This window comes from Bradyrhizobium sp. Rc2d, from assembly GCF_900099855.1.
GTDB lineage: Bacteria > Pseudomonadota > Alphaproteobacteria > Rhizobiales > Xanthobacteraceae > Bradyrhizobium.
The window spans coordinates 1-25,631 of the sequence record NZ_FNCU01000009.1 but is presented as its reverse complement, the minus strand read 5'-3'; the positions used below and the strand labels follow the sequence as shown (position 1 = coordinate 25,631).

Sequence of the window (25,631 nt, the reverse complement as noted above, 5' to 3'; positions counted from 1 at the left end):
ATCGCCGCAACCTTAACATTGCCTCAGTGTTTTGACCAAAGATTCCTCGAATATATTGAGGCCTTCATCTAGCGTCTCGGAATCGATCGTGAGAGCAGGCAAGAACTTAATGACCTCATCAACGCGGCCACATCGTTCGAGAATGAGCCCCTTCTCAAATGCTGTGCGTGTTGTCGCGGCTGCGATCTCTGGCATTTCGCAGTCAAAGCCCCAGGCCATTCCACGCCCTCGAACCGCAAATCTGTTGCCGTGCTCAGATGCAATGGTCTCAAGCCGACGCCGAGTAAAGTCTCCTAAGTGGTGAATAGTCTGTGAGAAGGCTCGGCAGCGCCAGTAGATCTCAATAGCTGCGGTTGCTGATACAAGTGCAAGGTTGTTTCCGCGAAAAGTGCCTGTGTGTTCTCCTGGTTGCCACGCGTCGAACTCCTCCTTGATCAACAGCATTGACAATGGCAAGCCGTATCCGCTCAGCGATTTAGAAAGAACGACGATGTCGGGCGATAAGCCTGCAAACTCGAAGCTAAAAAAGTCGCCCGTTCGACCACAACCCATCTGAACATCATCAACAATGAGAAGGGCACCTACGTCTTTGGCAAGAGCCTGTATTGATCGCAGCCATTCCCTGCCAGCGACGTTTATACCACCTTCTCCTTGCACAGTTTCGAGCAGGATGGCAGCTGGATAGTCGACGCCACTACTCTCGTCCGTCAGCACCTTTCGCAAGTAGTCAGCCGTATCAACCGCTTGCCCGAGATAGCCATCGTAGGGCGAGAACGTTGCGCCGGATAATGCAGCGCCGCTGGCTGTTCGATAATACCGACTACCGCTTGCAGCAATCGCTCCTAAGCTCATGCCATGATATCCATGCGTGAACGAAACGATGTTGTGCCGCCCTGTTACTTTGCGAGACAATTTTAGAGCTGCTTCAACAGCGCAAGCGCCTGAAGGCCCGGTAAATTGAAAGCGGTATGGCAGATTCCGCTCCCGAAGTATGACAGAGCTGAAGGTGTCCATAAACTGGAGCTTTGCAGGTGTGGCCATATCTAAGCCGTGGACTACGGCATCCGACGCAAGATACTCGGTAATGGCAAGTTTGATTTGGTGATTGTTGTGGCCATAATTCAGCGTTCCGGCGCCGGAAAGGAAGTCAATAGTTCTTTGGCCGCCTTCCGTGAGCATAATAGAGCCGCGCGCTCGAGTAAAAACAGCGGGAAACGAACGAGAGTATGAGCGGACGTTTGATTCTAAACTTTCGAGAGCCTGCATTTTTTCTTGCTCGCTAATCATCGAACCCATGATGCTTTCTCCACAAACGAGTAGTTCAAGGAAGGGCAATCATCTAAGGTGGCGCGAGCTGTGGACACGGCGAGCGGATTGGATGTGCCGCGCGTCGCGATGAGCCTCCCTAGTGGTGGACTGGGTGTTCCTAGAACGCTCAGCAGCATTTACCTGACCTTCACCGCGCTGCGAACCTACTGAGGTTGATAGTAGACTGCGTGGCCAGCATTATGTAGCCTCAGGCTCAAGGCGCACGAGGTCGTGTTCGCAACATCAAATCGCCTCAGCCGTTTGTTTTTTTGAGCTGGAGCGATCGAAAGAGATCTCGCTGAGAAGTCGGATTGATTTGACTTCTTAGCAGAGCCAAGCGCTCGCACCCCTATCGAGCTCTTGTCGGCGATACGGCTCCCTTGTACGGCGGCCGAAGAGCGTCGAATACTGAGAGCGGTCCAGCGGCGACTTTGGAGCGACGCTCACTGTTCTGACTGACGGTCTGCCAGGAAGAATGATTGCTCGAAGAGGGGATACGCTGGGCAGCCGTGATCCTCGAAAAGGAACTACGTGCACATCTTTGTCGAGGGCGGCGACGTGCGTGCGCGCTCTCAGAATACCCGCTGTTCATGTCGAGGCGACGCCGGAACGAACAAGCTGTCGGGCTGATCGACAGCGCAGCGAGCGTGCGCAGGCGTTGGCTGCTCGATTCACTGGATCGCCACGGGCTGAACAAGCACCGAAGAGTCATTCAGGGAAAGGCAAAGGTGCGCTAGGTATGAATCGGCAAGAACAGAAGGATGCATAGCTGGAAGGCCGATATGCCAGCTCGAGGACACGTGATTTGAGGCGGTCAGTCGGTTTGTCAGTCTGACGATGCCATGTTCGCTTTTTCTAGCTCCCCTTCGGAGAGCATCGCCGTACCGATGATGCCCTCGCTTGCCAATTGTGCAATCTCGGCATCGGACAGCCCGAGGAGGCCTGATAGAATCTCCTTGTTATGTTCTCCCAGCGTTGGTGCGGGGTTGCGGATCCCGTACGGTCGCGTTGCTTCACGAATCGGCATCGAGGGCTGCGGATGTTGTCCAATGAAGGCGCGTTCGACATCCTGTAGGAATCCGCGCGCGCCGAGATGTCGATCCTTGAGCAAGTCATTCGGCAAGCGGGCCACGCCCGCTGCAATCTTCGCACTCTGCAGTTCGAACATCGCTTGTTCCGCATCGCGAGTGATCGTCCAGGCCTCGACGGCCTTCTCGATGTCAACCTCGACGGTACGTCGAGCCTTGGCAGTCTTCATCGAAGCGTCTGTCGCCCAGTCTGGTCGGCCGATACGAATCGCGAGCCTCTGCCACATGTCCTCATTAGTCGCGGCAACTACGATCCAGTTATCCTCACCCGCACAGCGGAAGCAACCATGCGGGACGAACTGAGGATGTCGATTACCATACTTTGGCGCTGACTCGCCGGTGGAGTGGACAGTGATCCACGGCGCTGCAAAAGGCATCATGCATTCCACCTGCGCCAGATCAATAAACTGCCCGCGCCCGGTGTTTTGGGCGTGGATCAGCGCAACCAACACTGCAGCGCAGCCGTTTAATCCGCCGACAGCGTCACCGAATGCGACGTGGCCCATTACTGGCGGCCCGTCGGGATGACCGATTACACTCGGTAGTCCCGAGCCCTGCTCGAGAGTCGAGCCATAGGCCCGGCAATCGCGGCGCACGCTGCTCACACCAAAGGCTGACATCGACATCATGACTAGCCGAGGGTTAAGCGCTCGGAGCACGTCATAGCCAAGCCCGAGCTTCGGCAGCACATCAACCGAATAGTTGTCGACGACAATATCGGCGCCTTTTACAAGTCGTTTGGCGAGAGTGCGGCCCTGCCACCGCTTCAGGTCGAGTGTGATACCGCGCTTGTTGCGGTTCATGATGCAGAAACGTATCGTCTTTTCGTACATCTGGGCGTCGACGTAAGCAGGGCGACGGTCAACACCGCGCCACCAGTCCGGATATTGGATCGCCTCAATCTTGATGACGTCCGCGCCGAGATCGGCCAGTGTACGCGTACACAACGGGCCCGCCCAACCCATCGTGAAGTCGATGACGCGAACTCCATGCAATGGTAACCCGCCGCCTCCGATGCGGCCACCCGAGCCTGACGCAGTGCCAATGTGTCTCTGGCTATTAGCGGAAGTTTGTTGCTCGCCAGGAGCCGGCACTTTTCCGCCTGGCCGCGGCGGCGTCAATGTCAACCGCTGCATCGATCCGACGGAAAGGCACTCCTCTGCGCCGAACTGGACGGGCACAATTGCGCGGCGTACCTTTTTCTCGGCATCCTTTAGCAGATCGGATATTTCGGGTACCGGCACGATCGGGATCTTTCGCTTCAGTCCCTCCGCAAACCATTCCTGCGCTGTCCGCGTCTTCAGCCTCGGGATGAACTGTCGTTCGATATGTTCAAAGTGTCGCAGACGACCGATCCCCAGAAGCAGAGCCGGATCATCACCCAATTCAGACAGGCCAAGCATGCTGCAGAACGCACGCCATTGTGCCGGGGTGATCGTCGTAACGCCAAGCCAACCCTGTTTGGTTTCATAAATGCCGGCCGGAAAAGTCGGCCAGAAGCGGTTGATACCCATTCGGCGCATCACATCAGCGCGCGCAGGCGCTTCTAACATGAATTCCTCGCTAAGAGCGAGGTTTGCTTCGAATATACTGAGCGACCAGGACCGCCCTATCGCGTCCTTTGTTCGACCAAGTACCGACGAAGCCGCGCCGATAAAGGCCCACAGGCCCGCGAGTATACCCGTCTGAAAATCAGGTGCGTGCAAGGGGGGCCCTTCAACCGGTCCAACCAGCTTGATGAGCCCAGCAAGCGCACGGACGGTCGAGTCTGTCGCGCAGAAGTCTGTATATTGACCACCACGACCGAACCAGCTCGCTTCAAGATAGATCAGCCCCGGACGACGCTGCCGGATCGCAGTGATGTCAAAGAGCGGGCAATCGGCAGGATCAACGTCGCGCCCATCAACGAGAATGTCGCAATCTTCGATCAGTTTTGTCAGCTCTGTGGGTGCGTCGGGATCCCCGCCATTTATGATGATGCTAGACTTGTTGAAGTTTAGGAATGCGAACCACGCGCTTCCACCATTATCCGTGAGGGGCGCGCAGCAGCGAAGCGGATCGCCACTTGGCGGCTCAACCTTCTGAACCTCCGCGCCAAAATCCGCGAACAATCGCGCGCAATAGCTGGTTGGAGCCGAACTCCCGATCTCGACAACTCGCAGATGCGACAACACTCCCATCTGATAATTCCCATTTTCGAGGCCACACTGGTTCACCGGAACGCCACGGTCACGCGACACCAACATTCAGCGCCCCGAGCGTAGTCCAGCTTATCAGGAGTTCCGCTTGATAAAATGTCGCAACTGCAAGTGATTGCAACGCGAACTTGATCCAGTAACCCGATGACGCAGCAAAGAAGCGTTTTCGTATTGCGGCAACAGATGCGTTGTGGCGAGGGTATAAAGGTCCGGGGTATAAAGGTCCGCAACTTGCTATCGTGAGACGACCTTCGCGCTCGAACGGATCGGCGATATACCAGTCTCCTTACGAAGGACAAGCTGCACCTAAGCCTCGAGTCCATTGAGCGCCGCTGGCCGTCCCAGTGCTCGCAACGAAGTCGTCGGCTGGGCGCGTTCTTGATGATGTCATCGAATGATTGCTGCCGCCTGACAACCTCTACCAGATGAAGGCGGATGTAACCGCGGTCGACCTCAGTGTTACAAAAGTGTGCGGGCCGACCGCTGCGGCAAGGTCGAACGATGTACTGCTGCATTTCATTCACTACCGAGTGACCAAATGTAAGCGCTGCCTGCGGAGACCGGCACGACATCACAGCTCATATCCGGCTGAACGGGACGCTTGCCGGTTGATCGACCGCAAGCAAGTTAAACCACTGGCTTTGCCAATTGGCCACTATGAAATCAGGCAGTGGCCGCGCGAGCTGCGCATGATATCGTCATGACAGGGGAGCAATGCCGCCCATCGTAGTCGAAGGAGCCAACTAAAAACCACCAGCCAAAGATCGGAGAGAATGCTCATGCCTGCATTTGGCCCAGAGGAGTATCGGAAGCGCACGGCCCGGCTACGCCAGCAAATGGCTGAGTTCTGCACGGACGCGCTGCTCGTCCTAAACGAATCGAACATGAACTACCTCACCGGCTACGACGGATACTCGGAGTACGTTCCGCAACTCGCTCTTGTGTGTCAAGACGAGGAAGATCCCTGGCTGATCTTGCGAGAGATGGATGTTGCATGCGCAACCACGACCTCCTACCTGCCGCAGTCGCGCATCTTAGGCTATCCGGAGCGATACATAGGTTCGAACCAACGGACACCGTGGCAGCCGATAGGAGATATGATCCGCGAGCGCACCAAGTCGAGCCGCATCGGGATCGAACTATCGGCGAAGGTTTATGGGATCAAGGCCCACGCTGCTCTGGGCAAGAGCCTCGACCTTGCGAGGAGCAGTGATGCCGATGGCATGATTTCCAAGCTAAAGTTGTTGAAATCGCCTGCGGAGCTCGCCTACATGGAGCAGGCCGGAAAGATCGTCGATCGGGCGATGCAAGTGGGTCGGCTTGGGGTCGCTGTAGGAGCGCGCCACTGCGATGTAGCAGCGTCCATAACGCACGCACTAATCACAGGCACACCGGAGTTCCCGGGCGGCCCTTCCCGTATCCTTTTCCCGACCATGCCGGTTGGCTCACCCGCCACTGCACCGCATATTAAGTGGGCCGACGGGCGCTACGCAAAAGGTTGCCAAACCAACTTCGAGATCGGCGCCTTCCGCTACCGTTATTGCTGCGCGTTGTCCCGGACGGTGTTCTTGGGCGAGCCGCCTGCTCGGTCGCGGCACGTGCACCAAGCGGCAGTCGATGGCTTCCAGGCAGCGTTTGAAACCATGCGGCCCGGAGTGACGTGCGGCGATGTCGAGCGAGCGTTCCGGCGCACGTTCAATCCTCGCGGCGTGCGCAAAGAATCACGAATCGGCTACTCCATCGGAATCGATTGGCCGGACGGCGGAGCGAGCCTGCAGGACGACGACCAGACGATAATCCAACCCAACATGGCCTTTCATCTAATAATCGGCGTCTGGGAGAAGGGCGATGGTTATGTCTTCAGTGAGACTGTGCGCTTGGCAGACGATGGAGCAAAGTCGCTGAGCAGCCTACCGCGCGACCTGCTAGTCAATGCCTAAAATCCGCTGTATCGCATTTGCGCGCGGGGCGACGGGCTGGACGCTGCGGCAGATGGGACCTTAGCCAGCATATCGAAATGCCGAGCGGGCGGTGAATTGAAAGCGGCCAATCGCACGCCTCTCTTGTTTGCCTCGGAAAATGCCTCACGATGATCGTGAGTTGGATCGAACGACCGTCTATCATGCTTGCGCACGAGAATGACCCAGGAAATATGTCACTTAATGGTCTTAGAAGCCGAAGAGCCCTAGAAGGTGCGAGAGAGACCCTAAGGGCCGGACTTAGCGGGGGGCCTCAGGCGGCTTCGCGGACAAGCGCAATGTTACAACGCGATGAACTCGCTGACCTTCGAACTCTTACATCTTTAGTTTGCGCCAAACAGCGATCGGACATCTTCTCATTTACCACAGCCAGCCATAGTCCTGCGCTGTCGAAAACCAGCGGATTGATCGATCTAGTAAGCAGATGAATGGTATTTTGAGGCTGAAGAGCATCGCTGGCCAAAAGGGCGACCTGAAGAGTTCAGGATGCAATCTTAAGCACGATCTATTGCTATCGAAAGCACACCGGGCGCTCAGGTCTGCTCCAATCGCGACCTCTCCGTCTCTAGAACCGCATGCACGGCTCTCCGGCACTACCGTCAATGCGCGCCGAGTTTCCTGTGCTTTGGGTGTGTCGAACAAGTCGGCGACCGGCCCCCTGCAACCGCAACGCGAGCGAACCTTCACGTAACCTGGCTCGTCGATCTGGTCGAGCGCATACTAATCTCGACCGAGCTGCCTGGGACCTGAGGGCGATAGCGGCTTCGACAGTTTTGTCAATTCGCCTTCCCCCTCAGGCACAAACCTCTATTATTCGCGCTCGTAGGCGATGGGCCGCTGCTGAGTTGGCTCAAATCGAACTCAGGAAAGATAAGCGGTCGTAGGCTGCGAAAGGTCGAGCACGGAGGCGCCTTTCTTTGTGGCGGCATGAGGACGTCTATCAAAAAGGAGATGCCGCATGCGACTCAATGATGAATGAACCCAGACTGTACCTCGTTCTAGCGAGATATCATTAAGCTGCATTACCCGATCCGAGCCAGCGGATGGAGAAAATCAATATCGATCGTTTCCCTCATTTTGCAACTATTGTAGAAGTCGGGGCATTCCAGTCTATCTCTTTCGCGGATCGTCCCATACGTAGTAGAACAAGATCATGCACATGATAGCTCGAAGGGCAGAATTATACTTCCACGCTGCTGTTGACCCTTGCTTGCGCCCACGTGATTTTTCGCAAAATCGGTCGCCCACAAACGAGTGCTGCTCATGGCTCCCCCAATGGCCAGGAGTGCTCCCGCGTTAGCGCGCAGCAAATCGTGTCAGTGCCTTGCGGTCGATCTCAATGCCGAGTCCCGCGCCGTTCGGCACGCGGACGATACCGCGGGCGTGCTCGATTGGCTCCGTGAGAATCGCCTGCCGTATCGGGTGCTCGGTGCGGTCGAGCTCAAGGATCGGCGCGATGGGGCTAAGTGAAGGCACCGTATGCGGCGGCAGAACCGCAAGCAGGTGCAAGGATGCTGCAATAGCAACGCCGGTGTGCGGGATGTAGCGGATCCCGAACGCTTCCGCCATGTCGGCGATCTTCTTGCATTCTGAGAGACCGCTGGCGCCGCCCGTATCAGGCTGTGCGATGTCGAGTGCACGTGCGACCAATAGGTCGCGAAAGCCGAAGCGGGTGAACTCACGTTCCCCGCCAGCAATGGGTATCGACAGCGCCTCCTTCACCGCTCGGTAGCCCTGAATATCCTCGGGTCGGACGGGCTCCTCGAACCAGCCGATATCGTGCTGTTCGATCATGCGTCCCAAGCGGACTGCCGCGACGACGTCATAGGCCTGATTTGCATCTACCATCAACCCAGTGGTTGGCCCGATCGCCTCGCGCACTGCGCGGGTTGCAGCCGCGTCCTTCTCCACGCCGAAACCGACTTTGAGCTTCACCGCAGAAAACCCTTCGGCGACGTAGCCCGCCGCCGCCGCCTCCTCGGCGAGATAGCGGACAGGCACAAGCCAAGTGGGTTGGACGGCAGGTGATCATCGTTCCCTTCCGGCAGCACACGCTGCCGTCGCTGGACGATTGCCTGAACCCACTGCAGACGCCGATGCAGATTTGACCCGGCTATCTATGCATCGCAGCGTCCACCGCTATAGAATCAGCCGTTGCTCGAGCCATCCTCGAAAAGAACTTTAGTGTTTACGATCGACTATTCCCGATCGACATCGCCGAGCTCACGAGCGCTGAAGGGAGGTTATCTTTACACCCCCACCGACCAATTGGTTTCGGATTGAACTTTCGTTCGCCGAGTAGCTTTTGGTCGCACAGTCGCTCAGTGTAGTCGGGTTAGTTCGATTGGACCAACCGCCCCTCCGCCGGTCAAGGGTGATTGCTATATTCGCTTTCGTCCTCATAGCCCAGAGGTACGGGAAAGCGGGGACCGGTTGAATGATAAGACGGAGGTGCTTGGAAGGCACCGCTCCCCAAAAATCGGCCGAAAATAGTTTTCAACCGGACTACTCTTCGTGGATGACCAAGTCGGACCAGCACCACTAGATCGTTAGTGCGGGAAAGTGTACCAGTTTGATTTTCGTCGTCGCACACGCGCCATCTTGCGGCGGGGCAATAATGGTGGCCGCCGGTTAACTGCGAGCGCAACAGCCTGCTAGAGCAGGTAGTGTCTCGACTCCTACTTAACACTGTATTGCTAGCTATCAAGCTCTTTTCGGCTAGGCCGCAGTCGTGAGCAAGAAGGTGGAGCAATGGCAAGCTTAGCTAATCCGTTGAGCGTCTCGCGCTTCATTCGGGTATATGATGATGCCGCTGCGCAGAAAGGCATCAGGCTTTCGATAGGATACGACTTTCGCGAGTACGTCTCGATTACCAGTGCTCTTCCGGGCAAGAAGCCGACATACCCAAATTTTCGGCCAGATCGCTCGCCGATCAAGCGGGGCGAGGGCTATTGGATGATAGGTCACGACAAGAATAACGATGTGGTGCTCGTTGAGGCCGCGCGGCTGTACGACCTGTCGAATACCAACTTTGCGGCGAATCTTGAGTCCTTGAAGGCGTTCTATGCCGATCCCGCAATACATGCGCATCCTCAAGATCGTTGCAGATGCACCGCACCAACCGCAAGGAACATTACCGGAAAGGTCGCTTATCACGGGGATTTTTGGCTACGCAAAGACTTCAGAGGGCAGGGCATGCCTGAGATCATGGCTGCAGTGTTACGCGGTATCTCATTTGCAATGTGGACCCCGGATTTCGTGGTGGGACTCGCAGAGCGCTGGCTACTGTCAAAAGGCGTCCTGGCGCAATACGGACATGCGCACTACGAGCAAGGCGGATCGGTGCTGCATCTCGTTGAAGAAAACATTGTAGACGACGATCTACTTGTTTGGTTGACCGGAGAGGAATTGCGGCGACTCGTTGATCATCACGATAACGAGTGAACTGAGAGTGTCGACGTCATCTAGCTCGCCAAAACTGCGAGTTGTCGAGCGAAAAAGAAGCGCGCGTCACCCCCAGTTCTACTGAGGCTCCGGGATGAGCAGTGGAGGCAACAGAACGATGTCATGCGATTGAGATGAGTGCATATCGGAACTTTGGCACGCGGGGCAGTTAGCCCAGCCTTATGCAAAAGTGCGACGAGCGGGAGAACACTGGAAAGAATTCGGAGGTTCAGAGTATGAAGAGGCAGTCGCCAGCATCTAGGATGGCAGGCGAAGGGGACACTAAGGACCAATCAATCGCGTAGCAGGAGAGTGCGGGGTCGGATATGGCTGGAGCTTCGAAGGTTGGGCAGAGGTCCATGGAAAAGTTTGCGCGCGCGCAACTGGTATTCCCTGATGGAACGTCGCGAGCAAGTATCGAGCGGGGTCCGGTTCCTCGCTATATCGAGCGCGGAGACGGCAGCTATCTTATCGATGTGGATGGCAATCGGTTTCTTGACCTGAACGCAAACTTTACGACGCTGATTCACGGTCACGCGTTTGGAGCCGTGGTGGAGGCGTTGACCCGCCAGCTGCATTTGGGAACCTGCTTCTCATATCCGACAGAGAGCGAGATCGCCCTCGCAGAACTGCTTTGCCAGCGCGTTCCTCGCGTCGAGCGTGTTCGCTTCGTCAATACCGGCACTGAAGCCGTGCTATTTGCGATAAAGGCCGCTCGGGCTTTCACAGGTCGTTCGAAGATCGCAAAGCTCGAGGGGGCGTATCATGGCGCTTACGACTGGGCCGAGGTAAGTCTTGCAGCGGCGCCGGACGATTGGGGGAGTCCGAGCGATCCTAGGTCGACGCCGTCCTATCGTGGAATGCCCGCGAGCGTGCTAGATGAAGTCATTGTGATGCGGTTCAATGATGCTGATGGCGCGCGCCGATTGCTGTCTTTGCACGGGAGGGATCTTGCCGCTATCATCATAGATCCGATGCCGAGTCGCGCGGGACTAATTCCACCAAAGCCGGACTTCATTGCGGCAGTCCAAGAGACCGCTCGTATGAACGGCGTCCTGGTAATTGCTGACGAGGTGCTGAATCTTAGGCAGAGCTTCGAGGGAGCGTCGGCCCTTTATGGTCTCGTTCCGGACCTCATCACGATGGGGAAGATCATCGGTGGCGGCCTGCCGATTGGAGCAATCGGTGGTCGGCAGGAGGTGATGGAAGTATTTGATGCCTCGGCCGGTCGACCACTGCTCCCCCAAGGCGGTACATTTTCCGCCAATCCTCTATCCATAACGGCCGGGCTTGCAGCGATGCGGCATTTGGACCACGCGGCCCTCGCACACCTTGAAGATCTTGGGAACGTTGTCCGGAATGGGATTGCGCGAGCCATCTCAAAAGGTGTTGCGCCCTTCTGCGTCACGGGAGCCGCTTCACTCTTTCGCGTTCATCCGATGTCCCAATCGCCAAATGACAATCGTGAAGCTTATCTCGCGCCGAACGCCTCGAAACTGATGAAGCAGCTCGTGAACTTCTTTGCAGAGAACGGCATCATTCTGCCTTATGGAGGTGCCGCCTCGATCTCAACGCCGATGAATCGTACCGACGCGGAATATGTCGTCGAAGTGTTCGCCGGCTTTCTCGACAGCCATCGAGGATCCTGGATCTGATAGTGGTCTAAACGTGACAACGCCCTCACCAGCGGCGATTTGACCTGATTGAGGTCTTGCTTTCGCTGTGATCGCAATCGCGATTGCGGCTGCAGGGCGGGTGAGTAAGTGAGCCGAGGCTCGGTCGCTCGCCTTTGAGAAAGGGCCTGCATAAGCCGGTCACGCAGGCGTGTGTCATCGCGTCGATCGTGGTTAGCGATCGGTTCGGCGCATAAGTCAGAGGACTGGGATTGCAGACGACGCATGTGGCGCACGTGAGCAGTGGAATAGCGCCGGCTTACGATTGCGGACCATCTCTTTTTCGGCCCCGATTGCAAGGGTTTGATGGATCTGGCGTGCCAAGCTCTTGTTTACAAAAGATCGTGTTTACAAGTGAGGCCGGGTGAAGGCTGATCCGCAGATACCGTGCGGAGCAGCACTAAGGAGGCGGGGGACTGGAGGACGTCCTCTAACGTTGTGGTCGTCTAATGTGCCGCCCATTTGATCTAGTAGCTGTCAGGGCGAACAACCTGATGTTAGTTCACTTGCGGCTAAGAGATGATCAGGCTGTTCCCAAAGACAGGTGGGGCCGACTGCGTCGAGTCGCGCGTGATGCCAACATGGAATGGAGAACGTAATGGGACACCAGCGCGACGCCTCCGATCATGGTCGTCCGAGTGAGCACTTTCGCAACACCGCGTATGTCATTAACAAGAGCCGGCCATATTTTAATGCAGCTCACAGCGCTGGTCTCATGGCTGTACACGGACGTTCGACGATTGGACGCGCCTTTGCGTTAGGCGTCGGTCCACTCAGCGGTCGACGCCAGGTCATCGATTTCGTGCGGTGTTCGTATTTGGGACTGGATAATCATCCGACAATTGTGGCTGCCGCGATCGATGCCATCAAGGCGCATGGATCGCTGCACTGGTCATGCGCACGAACACGGCTTAATTTCGATTTTCTGGCCGACCTCGAAGCAGCGCTGTCGGAGATGTTCAGCGCGCGGGTTATCGCTTTTTCGACAGTCATGCTCGCCAATCTGGGTGCGATGCCCATTCTTGCTTCTGGCCTTCTTACGGACGGTAAAAAGCCCCTTGTCGTGTTTGATCGCATCGCGCATTTGTCGCTCGCATATCATAAGCCGGTGGTTGCCGATGAAACGAGAGTGGAAACGATTGAGCACAATGATATTGACGCACTAGAACGCTTGTGCCGCGAACAGAGAGTAGTTGCCTATGTGTGCGACGGCGTCTATTCGATGGGAGGAAACGCGCCGATAAAGGAGCTTCGTGAGCTCCAGGAGCGTTATGGGCTCTTTCTTTATATTGACGATGCTCACGGGATTTCGCTGTTTGGCCGCCAAGGCGAAGGGTTTGCACGCACTCAATTCCCGGAAGTCCTAGGTGACCGTACGATTATAGCAGCCTCGTTAGCCAAGGGCTTCGGCGCATCGGGCGGCATGTTGATGTTGGGAACGGCCGAGCAGGAAGCCCTGTTTCGGCGATACGCGATTCCGTATGCATTCTCGGTCCCGCCCAATTTGGCAGCGGTTGGCGCCGCGCTTGGCTCTTGCAAGATTCACCGATCCGCAGAGCTTGCCGAACGCCAGACGCGGCTGTCACAACGTATCCAGGTCTTTGATCGTCGCGTCGAGACCCCTGAAAAAGGCAATTCGCTTCCGATCAGAATGGTTGCTGCTGGATCGGAAGCGAAGGCTATTGCACTAGCCCGAGAGCTCCTCGACGCGGGCTTTTATACCTCCGTGATCTTCTTTCCGACCGTTGCACAACGAAAAGCAGGCGTTCGGGTGTGCATTACGGCCGATCATGAGGTTGACGACATAAAACGGCTGTGTGAGTGCATTTTGGAGAAGGTGCCTGAGGCCATCATTGAGCCCGACAAAGCCTCAGCGCCTGTGGCGGAGTGAGAGCCATTCCGAGCCTGGAGCTGCAACTGCCGTAACTGGAGAACATCCGAAGCTCAGCATTTGCCGTTGGACACTTCGTTTCACTTTGAAAGCCCAGCGGCTCCCCCAGCACCTCCGAGATCACTACCTATGATCGGCGAAACAATGCCAACAGGAAGGCCGATGGCAACCGAAGGTGATCCCTCCGCTGTACTCGTCACGGGAGGAGCACGCGGGATCGGACTTGCGATCGTACGCCGGTTCTTGGCCGATGGCTATCGAGTAGCCTTTGTGGCGACACACGCGAACCACTTACAGCGTGCGCTGGAGAGTCTTAGTGGTCCAGAAGATCGGGTGCTTGCCGGGGTGGTCGACGTCACTCACCAAAATGAGGTGGACCGATTTGTTGACCAGATCCGCAGTCGATGGGGTGAAATTGCTGTTCTGGTAAACAACGCGGGGATCTCGCCAAAGCGTGTAGACGATAAGTTACCTTGGTTTTCGCAAATGTCGCGGGAGGAGTGGGCGCGCGTCATCGATGTCAATCTCAGCGGCCCGTTCACCCTCATACGTCTCCTAGCGCCATCCATGATTGCAAACGGCTACGGGCGCATCGTCAATATTGGGTCGCTCGCCGGCCGTGCCGTGCCGCTAATCGCCGGTCCGCATTACGCTGCATCGAAAGCGGGACTGATCGGTTTGACCCGCGCTGCTGCGCGGGATCTCGCTCCACACGGAGTTACCGTCAACTGTATTGCTCCGGGACGGATTCTTAGTGACCTCACTGGACCAGCGGAGGCCGCCGTCAATCGCTCCGCCCTCAGCCGTATTCCAATCGGCCGTTTCGGAACGGCCGAAGAGGTAGCAGACCTCGCCGCTTTTTTGGCCTCGCCGAAAGCGGGCTTCATTACCGGAGCGACGATTGATATGACGGGCGGCGAATTCGGCGGCTAACCATGAGGCGTTTCGTTTGACGCGTTGGTCTGGATATGAACCAGGGACGGTCGACCCGATCAGCCCGGTAAGATGTTCTACTAATGCGCAAGGACTATAACAGCCCCTCGGCGCGATCAGCGCTGCGCGGTCGTGCTACACATTCTACAACCGCTGAGAACCCGGAAGCGCTGCAGTTTATGCACGAATCCCAGCATTTTGCTCTCTATTAGACAGAAATGTATTAGACAGAAATGTGCTGTGGACATTCAGGAATTGTGCGGGCTTCAACTGTAACGCGACATAGGTGGCCGGCACGTACAATCAGATACGGGGAGGCGGACAGGAAATATCGGTAAGAAGGTATTCACAACGTGCAAGCCGCGTTCTCGAGGTCCAGTGGAAGCTGGGCTGCAATTTGCGGCGTAAGTTGCGAATTAAGCAAGCGAACTAGGGCGAGACCGAATCATTCTGGGCCAATGTTCGGTTGCGAATACTCTTCCGCGGCGGCATCCGCGAACCGGGAGGTAAGGCGTAGAGGGATCAAGTGGTGCTGCTTCGCAGGACGCCATCAGCCGTGTACGCTTGTAGCTGCACTTTGGCCGGCAGGGATTACCTGTTCCATTGAATCCAGCCCGTTCCTTGTCATTCCGCGACGCACTTTGTTCGAACCAATTCGGACCGGCACGGTCCTTGCTGGATCTTCGGAAGGGAGGTGAGATCGGACAAATCCGTTGTGCAGCCCGTATATCACTCCCCTTGCGCGGAAAGCGCCAGTTATCTGGCCGTCTTGTGCGGCGTAGCGATTGAATGTCTACCTTAGGCAGGCGGAGAAATTCCGGAGCATACTTATGGCAAGAGAAGCGCAACCTTCCAGCGAGGCACTGTCGCAGCTACGAGTCCTTGAGATTGGTAGCTCAGCTGCAACGAGCTATTGTGCGCGGCTGTTTGCCGATTTTGGTGCCGACGTTTCGAAGGTTGAGCCGCCAGCCGCCGATCCGCTTCGTTCCAGCGCTCCGTTCACCCCAAGTGGTCAGAGCGCCTGGTTCGCGTTCCTGAACTTCAACAAGTCGAGCATTACCATCGATCCTGCGGATCCCGAGGCGATCAAGCAACTGACGCGCTTGGTTGAAGATTGCGACATTCTGGTCGATGGGCGCGATATCGATTGCGCGGAGTGCCCGTCCATTGATGTCGCCGCAATCCGTCAACGGCACTCAGGCTTGATTTACCTCGAAGCGAGCTGGTTCAGTCGAGGGGGGCCCTATTGTGAGTTCGTCGCGAGCGATTCAGTCGTGCGTGCCCTTGCCGGGCTCATCAAGCTGGTTGGGCCGATCGAAGGTCCGCCTCTGCACGCGCCGGATTTTCAGACCGGCATCCTAGCTGGCCTCTGGGGGTTTATCGCCGTGGCCTCATCGCTCATTGCGCAACTGGGGAGCAGAGCAGGCCGGTCACATTCGCTCAGCATATACGAGGCATGTATCTCGCTCAGCGAGTATCAGCTGTTCGAGGCCATTGAGCGCGGTGAGGTGATGCATCGTATGGGCGTCAATCGGTTCTGGCCAAACTTTCCGGCCGGCATCTATGAAACCAAAAAGGGCTGGCTCGGCGTCACGACAATAACGCCAAAGCAATGGCGTGCGTTCTGCGAGATGCTCGATCTTCCTCAACTGCGTGATGATCCAGCTCTGGTACTCGGTGTTGATCGTCTGAAGCATATCGAGCAAATTGAACGACTGATCGTCCCGAAGCTCAAGACACGGACTGCGCGGCAGTGGTTTGCCCGGGCACTAGAACGCAAGATCCCGATTGTGCCCGTACCGGAGATATCCGATCTTCTCGAGGATCAAGAGAAGATCGAGCGTGGCGCAATCGTACCCCTCCTCATGGGCGAAGAGAGAGCTCTGACGGCAGGCTCGATGCAGCGCTTGACGTTGACACCGCCCCGCCGGGGCGGGAAGGTTCCAGCAGCCGGGGAGCGCCAGGCTTTCACCAACGGACGAATGGGCTCGGCGAGGGGGACGTCCGTACCGTCCGGCGGTGCCCGTCTCGCCGAACAGCCATTGGAGGGAGTTCGCGCCATCGACTTTTCGATGGGCTGGGCGGGCCCATTCTGCACGCGAACTCTGGCTGATCTCGGTGCGGATGTTATCAAGATCGAGGCTATTCAGTATCCGGACTGGTGGCGCGGCGTCGATCGGCGACCGAACTACGTGCACGGCCAGAGGTACGAAAAGACGCTCCGCTTCTGCATTATGAATCGCAACAAACGCGGCATCACGCTTGATCTGACCAGGCCCGAGGGCCTCTCTGTTGCGAAGCGCCTCATAGCGCGCGCCGACATCGTGGTTGACAATTACTCCGTGGACGTGCTGCCAAAGCTTGGGCTTAGTTACGAGGTCCTCAGGACGCTGAACCCGCGCCTTGTGGTGATGTCGATGTCAGCCTTTGGCACCAACAGTGTTCATCGGGTCTGCCGAGCCTACGGCTCGACCCTGGAGCAGGGCTCAGCGCTACCGAGCGTGGTAGGAACTAGCAATGGGCCACCAGTGATGAGCCACGTCGCTTTTGGCGATGCCGTAGGCGGTCTGAATGGCTGCGCGGCAGTTCTTGTGGCACTGATCCACGCCCGCCAGACTGGGCAGGGGCAGTTTATTGATCTCGCGCAGGTCGAATGCATGATGCCGTTTACAGCCCCATGGATTATCGTCCATTCCCTTTCTGGTGTGTCGGAAAGGTATGGTAACCGACATCCGCAATTCGTCCCACACGGCTGCTTCCGGTGTGCCGGTGAGGACAACTGGATAATGCTAGCGGTCACCGACGCCAGCATGTGGCAGCGGCTTGCGGCGCTCATCGGACGAGCAGAGTGGGCTGCCGACCCATCGCTGAAGTCCGAAAGACGCCGCCGCTTGATTGAAGATACAATCGAGAACGAAATCGAAAGCTGGACACGCCGGCGTGATGCTGATGAGGCGATGGCTCAACTGCAGGGCGCAAGGGTCGCGGCCGGAGTGGTCCGCGCGCCGGTCGACCTGCTCCAAGATCCGCACCTAAGGTCGCGTGCATTTTTCCAAGAGGTCGAACGTGCATTCATAGGGCCGCACCTGCAGCCGTCAATTCCGATTCGCGAAGGCGCAGGCCCCAGCCCAATCCGCCGAGCGGCGCCTACTCTGGGAGAACATAACAGCGAGATCCTGGCAGACTTGCTCGGGCTCGAGGAGGTCGAAATCACGGACCTCGTTAGCAAAGGTATCATCGGCAGCAAAATGCTCTCGGAGGTAGAGCTGAGAAAAGGATGGCGCTCTCAAGAGCCTTCGACCTGCTAGCTAACCCATGTTGGGTGTCAACGCTTGCCCCGAGCGCTGGACCCAAAACTGCTGTCGATCATGCAGGAGTAGCAACACGCCAGCCCGCTCGGTGGAGGACCCTCTATCCTCAAACTGTCGGTCTTTGCTTTGCATTGAGATCGTATAGCGCGTCGTGCTTCAATCCATGATCTAAACGAGAGTGCAGCGCCGCGGCAGCGCACAATCCAGGCTTCATCATTGGTGCCGGCTTGGTTATCCGGCCGGCTTAGAGTGGATCGCACTGATATCGCACAGCTGCTTGAAACTGCGTTGATCACCCGTCTTTGCACACGATTGGCACTGTTTCAGATGGCCAAAATCGCTCGAAAGCGACAGCATGCTCCAAAGCGAATGCCGAGCTGCATGTAAGTCAACTACCAGCGCTCGTCATTGATCCGGACAGCTGAGCATGTCACCTGCAGGTTCGAGCTTCGCTGAACAAGGGAGCCCGGTATGGAACATCAATAGGAACCTCTCGAAGCGCGGTCTTGAAGCGTCCGGCGCAGCTTCTTACGCCGCGCTTGACGAAGTCGGGTATGTTAGCTTTAGCCACTTTGGATCGCACTGAGCCCCAGCGACAAGTATTCGCGCATCTTTTGCTTCTGTGACTTTCCCCTCTCCTGTGTCTCCTGAAACTACTCAGGAGAGCTTCCATGGAGCCGTCTGGTAGATTCGGACCCTTCGCACGAATGAACCAGCTACGCGATCCCTTCGTAGCTGAAATTAGTCGAGTTCATCACGTTTCCCTTCGCGCCCCGCGTCGATGGGTTTGTCTGATTGAATACACTTTGGCTTTCTCACTGGTACTTCAACCGGCTTCCCCTAAGTACCCAAACTACATCGCTTAACTTTTTTCAATCGAACGGCTGTAGTTGTCGCCAGTAAGGACCCGTAACGTTCCACCAAGCACAACTATCGCTTCGTCGTATGTCGACGTCGTCTCGATCGAGCAACCGTCATAGGTGTGAATTGCAACGCCCATCGTCTTACCGGAGTCAGGGCGGACCAGTTGGCAGCTAGCGGCATGGCCGCATGCCCCTTCATGTACTTGCGAAAAGACGTCACCGAAGCTCGCATTGACGGACACCGAGATCGCATTTGCTCGATCGACTCATCCGCGGCGCGAGCCATCGACGATATCGCCCTGGAACCCCTGCATTTTATCCTACCAAACTTGCACGATTGGGTGGCTACCTGGCCAGGGCAGGCGATCCGCCGCCTGGAAATGTTGTCATCTGGCGCGGCCTCTCGAGACTCACAGATATCGAACTCGGCGCCGAAATCGCAGCTGCCGGAAATGTGGGTAATTGGAAGCCGGTGAAGGCCGGTGAAGGCCGCCTTGCCGAGTGAGGCGGCCTGCACCTGCCGCTCCGTCGTCAGAGCGACGTCTCCCAGCGCGAAGGTATCGACCTCAACGTCTCGACGCTGGCGGACTCGGTGGGCGGCTCCGCGGCAACCCTGATGCCGCTGATCGATGCGATTCGGAGCCATGTCTTCGCGGCCGAGCGCATCCACGCCGACGACACCACCGTGCCGGTCCTGGCCGAGGGCAAGATCTGAACCTGCCGGCTCTGGACCTATGTGCGCGACGACCGGCCGATTGCCGGGCCAGATCCGCCGGCAGCGGTGTTCTTCTATTCGCCGGCAGCCCCAGTGCCCCTGCTGGACCCTCCCGCGCAGTGCTGTGTGTTCCACCGGTTGCGCGTGGGTGGCCAAGGAAGATCGAACGAGGGGCCTTCCCAGGCAAACTCGAAAGTTGCCAACTTGCCCAGCGAGACAGCGCCCGAGGCCTTGAGTTTAGCGACTACACTCGCATCTTGGGACGGAATGTTGTTCTGGAGGAGTCGTGAGTGCGCCGTTGTGCGGTCGCCCGCGGTATCGAACATATCCTTGTGAGCAATCGGAATCCCGTCGAGCGCAGATCTCGGGCCGTCGCGCATCATACGCTGCTCCGCAGCTTCGGCCTCCAATAGTGCGCGCTCCGGCGTGACTGTGATGAACGCGCCGATCCGCGCGTCCAGCCTGTCAATTTGGCGCAAGCACTCCTTAGTCAGTTCCACCGGCGAAATCGTCCTTGCCGCTATCTGTCGACTTGCCTCAGCGATCGTCAACGGGATCATGACGCCAAATCCACTGAGAATCGGAGAGCTGGCTCGACGGTCCGGGGCATCTCTTCACGCAGATTAGCCAGCATGGCTACCAGCAGAATGTACCCTTCGTGCAGGGTCGCCAATTGCTCGTCCGGCACAGACAACTCCAGCCGGTCTCGCAGAAGCGTCGAGAACTCTTCCATATTGATGCTCACTGTCCCCCTCCATTGAATCAATCCGCATGCAGGATGGCCGCACCGAGAGAAGGAGCGCACGGCTCCCTTGAAATGTGCCTATCCATCGATCTTCCACTCTACTCGTTGGCTAGCGACGCGCGGTCGGACGGAGCGCCCCGGCCCTGTCCAAAACACGGTTCACCCCAAACCAAAAAACTTTGTCAGATTTCCCCGACCGTTTTGAGCCTATTTTAGCCATCCTATTCTCCAAAAACTGCAAAGCACGGCGCCGCCACACATTTTGGGCGCAGGTCCTACATAGCCGCGATTGACGCTTGCGGTCTCGTCCAGCAAATAGAGGTACCTTCCTGTCGCAACCGCTCTCCGATTCGTGTCTGGCTCACGGATGCCTGCTTCGTCAGCGCGCTTCACCAATTTCCTGGCGTTAATTCTTCTTGATTGGCCGGCAGATTTGAATGCGATTGAGAGGTTACCGCTCGATGCAAATGGCGGAGATTCCGGATGGTTCACCACTCTTAAATGAGCTTTTCAAGTAAGCAGTGCCGCCAGAGCTGCTCTCGAGACGGTCTTATGCCTGCGATCTTCTCCCTGGCTTGTCGTAGACCGCAATCATACCGGGGGCAGCTGCTCCATGCGCGGTCTCAAGAGCCGCAAGTATCCCGCTCACCGGCTCGAGCTAGAGGCAGCAGGAGAATTCTGGACGTGAATCCGGAAGCGGTCGCCCTCAATCGCCTCCTCGATGAACCAGGGCGCATCGATTTGATCATGATGCAGACGATCGCGGCCGAGAGACCGCGAGAATCTTGGCCGGAAATCTGCACCCGCGCGGCAAGCATGCCCGCAATACTCGAACGGTCGCGTGCTCCAGCCACCAGGCTCCTCCCGCTGTAGGAGGTATATTCTGATCCATCGGTTGCGTATCAACGAACTTCTCGATGCCTCGAGCCCCATCATGTGCCTTCGTCGGCCATCCGCATGGCCGGCAGTCCAGCAACCGCTGACTTGCTACCTTTTTTGGCCGGCCATTCCGTCAAGAATTTGAACCCTATCGTGATCAGCATAAGCATCACAGACACCGCCGCGATCGTGGGATCGATTTCAAATCGGATACCTTCCCACATTCTGACAGGAAGCGTCTTGGCACTCGTGCCTGAAAGGAAGAGCGCTAAGACGACATCGTCGAACGAGGTAAGAAACGCCAGAAACGCAGCAGAAATGACTGCGGGACGGAGCACCGGTAACGTGACGAACCAGAAGGCGCGTATGGCGCCAGCGCCCATCGTCAACGCTGCGGCCTCAAGGGATTCGTCCGCGCTTCTCAGGCCCGCCGAAATGATAACCACGACGTACGGAAGTGCGAGAATGGTGTGAGCCAGAGCAAGGCCGCCCACAGTTCCAAGCAAGTCGAAGCGGACATAGACTGCATAGAGCGAGATGGCAAAGATCAGGATCGGCACAATCATCGGCGAGATGAGAATGGCGGAAACGATCCCTTTTCCCGAAAATCGCCCACGAACGATTGCATAGGCGGCTGGTACGCCGATCAAGACCGCACCAATGGTCGCGAGAATCCCGACCTTTAGGCTTGTGACGGTTGGCGCGATCCAATCACCACGGGAAAAGTAGTTCGCAAACCAACGAAGCGAGTACGTCTGCGGAGGAACGTGAAGATATGACTCGCCCGAAAGGGAGAGCGGAAAGATCACGGCAAGCGGCGCCACGAGGCATACAAGCACCGCGAAAGACCAACATTTGATGAACATGTGCCGCGACTTCGAGCGGGATAGCTTGACTGTCACGCGGTCGTTGGGAGTCACGGAGCGGAAGAGCATTGCCAGCAATCGCTCGCGCCAGACGAGAAGATGGATGGGCCCGCGCTGAAAAACATGACGCACTATCTGCCCGAGGATCCCGGTCGACGTTTCGACGTTGAGCGTGCGCTCGTAGAGCAAGGCAAGAACACCCGTCACCGCGATCAGCAGGACCGACATTGCAGCGGCGAGGCCCGAATTGTTCAGTTCGCTGACCTGCTTCTCTATGAGCATAACGTAGGTGATATCCGATAGCCCCCCAAGCAGCGCCGGCAAGACGAACATGCCAACGGAAGACATGAACACCAGGAGAGCACCAGCAACAATCCCTGGCATGCTCAAAGGCAGTACTATCCAAAAGAACGCTGAAACGGGGCTCGAGCCGAGACTTTCTGCAGCCGACAGGAGGCGCAAGTCGATTCGGCTCAGCGTATTGTAGAGCGGCAAGATCATGAACGGCAGCATGATGTGCACCATGCCGACGTATACGCCCACAGTGTTGTAGACAAGCTTCAAAGGCTCATCGATGAGACCAAGATCGGTGAGCACCGTGTTTACGATGCCATTGCGCCCGAGAATTACTATCCACGCAAAGGCGCGGACAAGAATGCTGGTCCAGAGTGGGAGAAGGATAAGTAGTGTCATGGTGCGTCTTGTTCGGTCGGACACGATGCACATCGCGTAGGCGATCGGGTAGCCCACAAGAACGCAAAGCACAGCGATGATGAATGCAAGCCGAAACGTCTGAGATAATACGCGCAGCATGAATGGGTCGCTGAACAGCTCGAGATAGTTGGCGATTGACCACCCCTGGTCCCCGAAGCTACGAAGCCCGATCTGAACTAACGGATAAAGGTAAAGTGGCACAAAAAGCAGTGCCGCAGGAATCAGAAGGCCTATGATGCCAATACGATGGTTTGTGCGCACCAACATGAGTTTCTCGAGGTGTTCGTGATCTGTGTGTGCTTCTTACGCGGAGATGCCTGACCGCGAGCCACTGGGTTTGAGGCTCACCGCCTTGGTGGGATTCATTCCTAGCCTGGGTCGACGAAGACGTGGACGTCTTCCAAGCTCCACCCAACCTGCGCGTGGCTACCGACACTTGCTTGCGGCACATTCCCAGGTTTGTTCTGCAATGCGACTCCAATGACGTCTCGGTCATTGAGAGACACACGGTAGCGAATGAGATCTCCCGTGTAGGCGATTTCCTTGATGCGTCCCTCGAAGTGCTCATGCGAGGCTATGGCGTCATTGAGAGCGATGCGTTCTGGTCTTATCATCAAACGCGCCCGCCCTACCGAACCCCGCGCGGTTTCAGGGACACGGCAGATCAATCCGCCGGCGGTGACTAGGCGCCATCCTTTCGCATCCACCCCCTTCTGAAGCTCGCCTTCCAGGAAGTTGGATGCGCCGAGAAAGTCGGCGACAAAGCTCGATTGCGGACGCTCGTAGAGCTCGCTTGGTGAACCGGATTGCACAACCCGTCCATCGCGCATGATGATTACGCGATCCGACATCACGAGAGCTTCGGACTGGTCATGTGTCACGTTGATGATCGTGACGCCGAGCTTGCGATGGAGCTCGCGAAGTTCAAATTGCATACTCTCGCGCAACTTCTTGTCTAACGCGCTCAGTGGCTCATCAAGAAGCAGCAACGGCGGGTCGAAGACGAGCGCCCTGGCAAGAGCAACTCGCTGCTGTTGCCCCCCCGAGAGCTGAGCCGGCATCCGCTCTGCAACCTTAGGCAGCCGAACTAGGTCAAGTATTTCTGCTACTTTCCGACGGATTTCGCCTTCGCTCTTCCGGCGCATTCTGAGGGGGAAGGCAACATTTTCGGCAACCGTGAGATGAGGAAAGAGTGCGTAGCTCTGGAACACAACACCAAGGTCGCGATACTGCGGCCTGAGATAGGTGACATCATGCCCGCCGATCAAAATCGCGCCAGCCGACGGTTCCGCCAAGCCGGCAATCATCATGAGCACCGTTGTTTTTCCTGAGCCGCTCGGGCCCAGCACCGTCACGAATTCTCCGGCAGCGATATCAATGGACACATCATCGACCGCTCGGATAGCGCCGTACTCCTTTGTAAGCCCCTTCAGTTGCAAAGAGCCAGCGCCCGCCTCTTGAGCGGTCTTGTCGACCTGCGTTTGCGAGGTTTCGCTCACTATAATTTCGCGCGATATAGCCTGTGCGCCAGTCATGTTTCAATCTCTACTGTGATCTAGCAACGAATGTTGCCCGGTAACTTCCGACCGAGGGGCGCTAACTCGTTAGTTCGGTCACGCTCATATTGTCATCAATTAGGAAGCAGCCCGCAAGCGTTCTTCCAATGAGCGCAGCGCTCAAGAATCCTATGGGGAATGACGGATACCACTTCCTTCAAGGTTGCGGTGCTGATCGCACTTCTGGTCACAGGTCCCGCGAAGCGTCGCAGGACGCGACTCGATCGAACCATCCGGAAAACTCCTCACTGGCAACAATTCGCATGGTTCGCGTTTCTTCACTCCCGGGCCGGTTTATATCCGGTCATTTCGATTATTATTTCACGGCATCAATCAGCCGGGCAAACCCAAGTTAAGCCACGGCTGACGCATAAATACCGCGGAAATTAAAAAAAACCGAAGCAAGTCTGCAAAACTTGACGCTCCTTCTACGATATTCGGCAGAAGATCGCGCCCAAGCTTGCTCCTGCCAACCACGATTAATCCTCACTGGCGGGGCAGACTGCATCGACCATACTTTTCGACTGCCTCGCCGTTCTCGAATCTCTTCAGCGACCTGAAGAGAAGCACGTTCCATGCGCAGGTAGCGCAGCAACTTGCCGGACGTCACGCGGCAACCTGATGGGTCAAGCCTGGTGTGTTGCCATGCCTTCGGCAGGCGGCGTACTCCTGCTCGCCCGTCTGCGTTCACCGATCTCATGCAACGTCTCCCTCGCAGACCAAGCGCGAGCAGTTCAGCAGGTAAGGAGGTGGACGCCATCCTTCACGTCCCACGAAAGACGACATCAGCTTACGCATGCAAGCCCCCATGGCTTCCTTCGGGGGGACTCGACGCGGCGATCACAGTCGAGATCTTGATTGATTTTTCCCTAAGGCCCGCAGATGCTGCTGCCGGTTCGGTCAATCACAACATCGGCGAGACGGAAGCTAGAGAGCGCAACAGGGCAACCATCCATCTGGCGCCATCCGAAGCTCCGCGCCAACTCACATGCTAGGCGTGCCGCCGGTTTCTTCAGCCAACCCAGCCATCGCAAGCACAAAGAGCTGAGTCTCGGGCGCAGGCTTCGCAACGGTCGGACCAACTGCCGCAGAGCGGCTCCAGCTTTTCGTGTCATCATGGCCAAAGGGAGATTCCCAGGAGTGATCGCGGCCCGCGGCACCGGTTTGACGAGGGATTTCCGAATTCCGGCTTGGGTCTGGTCGTCATATGCGCGCTCGCCCTCAGCAGTGACAACACTGTAGTGTAAGTTTCCCGGCACGTCAGCGAGTGGTCCCTGTCTGTCCGCCATTCATCAGGGCCCGCCAAGCATGCCGCGGCCGGGCAATAGTTCGCCAAGTAGGAAATCGCTTAGCACGAATGGATCGAATGGATGGTGGTCGAGTAGCTCAGCCATTTGGCTTTCGCCCTCACAGATCCGGGCGGGCGGATTTCCCGCACCCGGCTCCTCACGAGGGTAAACCCGCGTCA

Annotated in this window: 13 protein-coding genes and 1 pseudogene; 7 read left to right on the top strand and 7 right to left on the bottom strand. The window is 57.0% G+C overall.

All coding sequences use genetic code 11. The features are described 5' to 3' along the window. Positions 1–12: 12 nt before the first annotated feature. The gene (ectB, locus tag BLV07_RS13705; RefSeq protein ID WP_091886490.1) at positions 13–1,266 is read right to left on the bottom strand and encodes a diaminobutyrate--2-oxoglutarate transaminase; all 1,254 of its coding nucleotides are present in this window, start codon (positions 1,264–1,266) and stop codon (positions 13–15) included. 868 nt (positions 1,267–2,134) lie between these two features. Next, a complete protein-coding gene (locus BLV07_RS13700; protein WP_244551087.1) occupies positions 2,135–4,642 on the bottom strand; it encodes a CaiB/BaiF CoA-transferase family protein in 2,508 nt (835 codons plus the stop codon). A 725-nt stretch (positions 4,643–5,367) separates the two neighbouring features. On the opposite strand from BLV07_RS13700, the gene BLV07_RS13695 reads away from it, so the two are divergent. Further along, positions 5,368–6,534, top strand: a complete 1,167-nt coding sequence (locus BLV07_RS13695; protein ID WP_091886124.1) for a M24 family metallopeptidase — start codon at positions 5,368–5,370, stop codon at positions 6,532–6,534. 1,335 nt (positions 6,535–7,869) lie between these two features. Here the strand turns inward: BLV07_RS13695 and BLV07_RS13690 are convergent. Next, positions 7,870–8,574, bottom strand: a complete 705-nt coding sequence (locus BLV07_RS13690; RefSeq protein ID WP_091886121.1) for a mandelate racemase/muconate lactonizing enzyme family protein — start codon at positions 8,572–8,574, stop codon at positions 7,870–7,872. Positions 8,575–9,324: 750 nt separating this feature from the next. Between BLV07_RS13690 and BLV07_RS13685 the strand changes: the two genes are divergently transcribed. The 6 genes and pseudogenes from BLV07_RS13685 to BLV07_RS13660 all read left to right on the top strand — a co-directional run. Next, positions 9,325–10,017 (top strand): hypothetical protein, encoded by a 693-nt coding sequence (locus tag BLV07_RS13685; protein WP_143035404.1) that lies wholly within the window; start codon positions 9,325–9,327, stop codon positions 10,015–10,017. 359 nt (positions 10,018–10,376) lie between these two features. Then, entirely contained in the window at positions 10,377–11,672 is a 1,296-nt protein-coding gene (locus tag BLV07_RS13680) for an aspartate aminotransferase family protein (RefSeq protein ID WP_244551086.1), read from the top strand. 616 nt (positions 11,673–12,288) lie between these two features. Further along, the gene (locus tag BLV07_RS13675) at positions 12,289–13,581 is read left to right on the top strand and encodes an 8-amino-7-oxononanoate synthase family protein (RefSeq protein ID WP_244551085.1); all 1,293 of its coding nucleotides are present in this window, start codon (positions 12,289–12,291) and stop codon (positions 13,579–13,581) included. 162 nt (positions 13,582–13,743) lie between these two features. Then, positions 13,744–14,514, top strand: coding sequence for an SDR family oxidoreductase (locus tag BLV07_RS13670; RefSeq protein WP_244551084.1), 771 nt, complete (start codon positions 13,744–13,746; stop codon positions 14,512–14,514). Positions 14,515–15,344: 830 nt separating this feature from the next. Further along, on the top strand, positions 15,345–17,822 hold the full coding sequence (locus tag BLV07_RS13665) for a CaiB/BaiF CoA transferase family protein (RefSeq protein ID WP_091886110.1): 2,478 nt from the start codon (positions 15,345–15,347) through the stop codon (positions 17,820–17,822). Between the two features lie 1,374 nt (positions 17,823–19,196). After that, positions 19,197–19,484 (top strand): annotated as a pseudogene (locus tag BLV07_RS13660) (IS66 family transposase); the annotation flags it as partial. On the opposite strand, the gene BLV07_RS13655 reads toward BLV07_RS13660, so the two are convergent. From BLV07_RS13655 to BLV07_RS13640, 4 genes are all read right to left on the bottom strand, one after another. Further along, positions 19,478–19,963, bottom strand: a complete 486-nt coding sequence (locus BLV07_RS13655; RefSeq protein ID WP_091886484.1) for an amidase family protein — start codon at positions 19,961–19,963, stop codon at positions 19,478–19,480. The pseudogene BLV07_RS13660 and the gene BLV07_RS13655 overlap by 7 nt on opposite strands. Next, a complete protein-coding gene (locus tag BLV07_RS46125; protein WP_143035403.1) occupies positions 19,960–20,148 on the bottom strand; it encodes a hypothetical protein in 189 nt (62 codons plus the stop codon). The genes BLV07_RS13655 and BLV07_RS46125 overlap by 4 nt, the downstream gene beginning before the upstream one ends. A 932-nt stretch (positions 20,149–21,080) precedes the next feature. After that, on the bottom strand, positions 21,081–22,874 hold the full coding sequence (locus tag BLV07_RS13645) for an ABC transporter permease subunit (RefSeq protein WP_091886105.1): 1,794 nt from the start codon (positions 22,872–22,874) through the stop codon (positions 21,081–21,083). 101 nt (positions 22,875–22,975) lie between these two features. Further along, positions 22,976–24,142, bottom strand: coding sequence for an ABC transporter ATP-binding protein (locus BLV07_RS13640; protein WP_091886102.1), 1,167 nt, complete (start codon positions 24,140–24,142; stop codon positions 22,976–22,978). Positions 24,143–25,631: the final 1,489 nt, after the last annotated feature.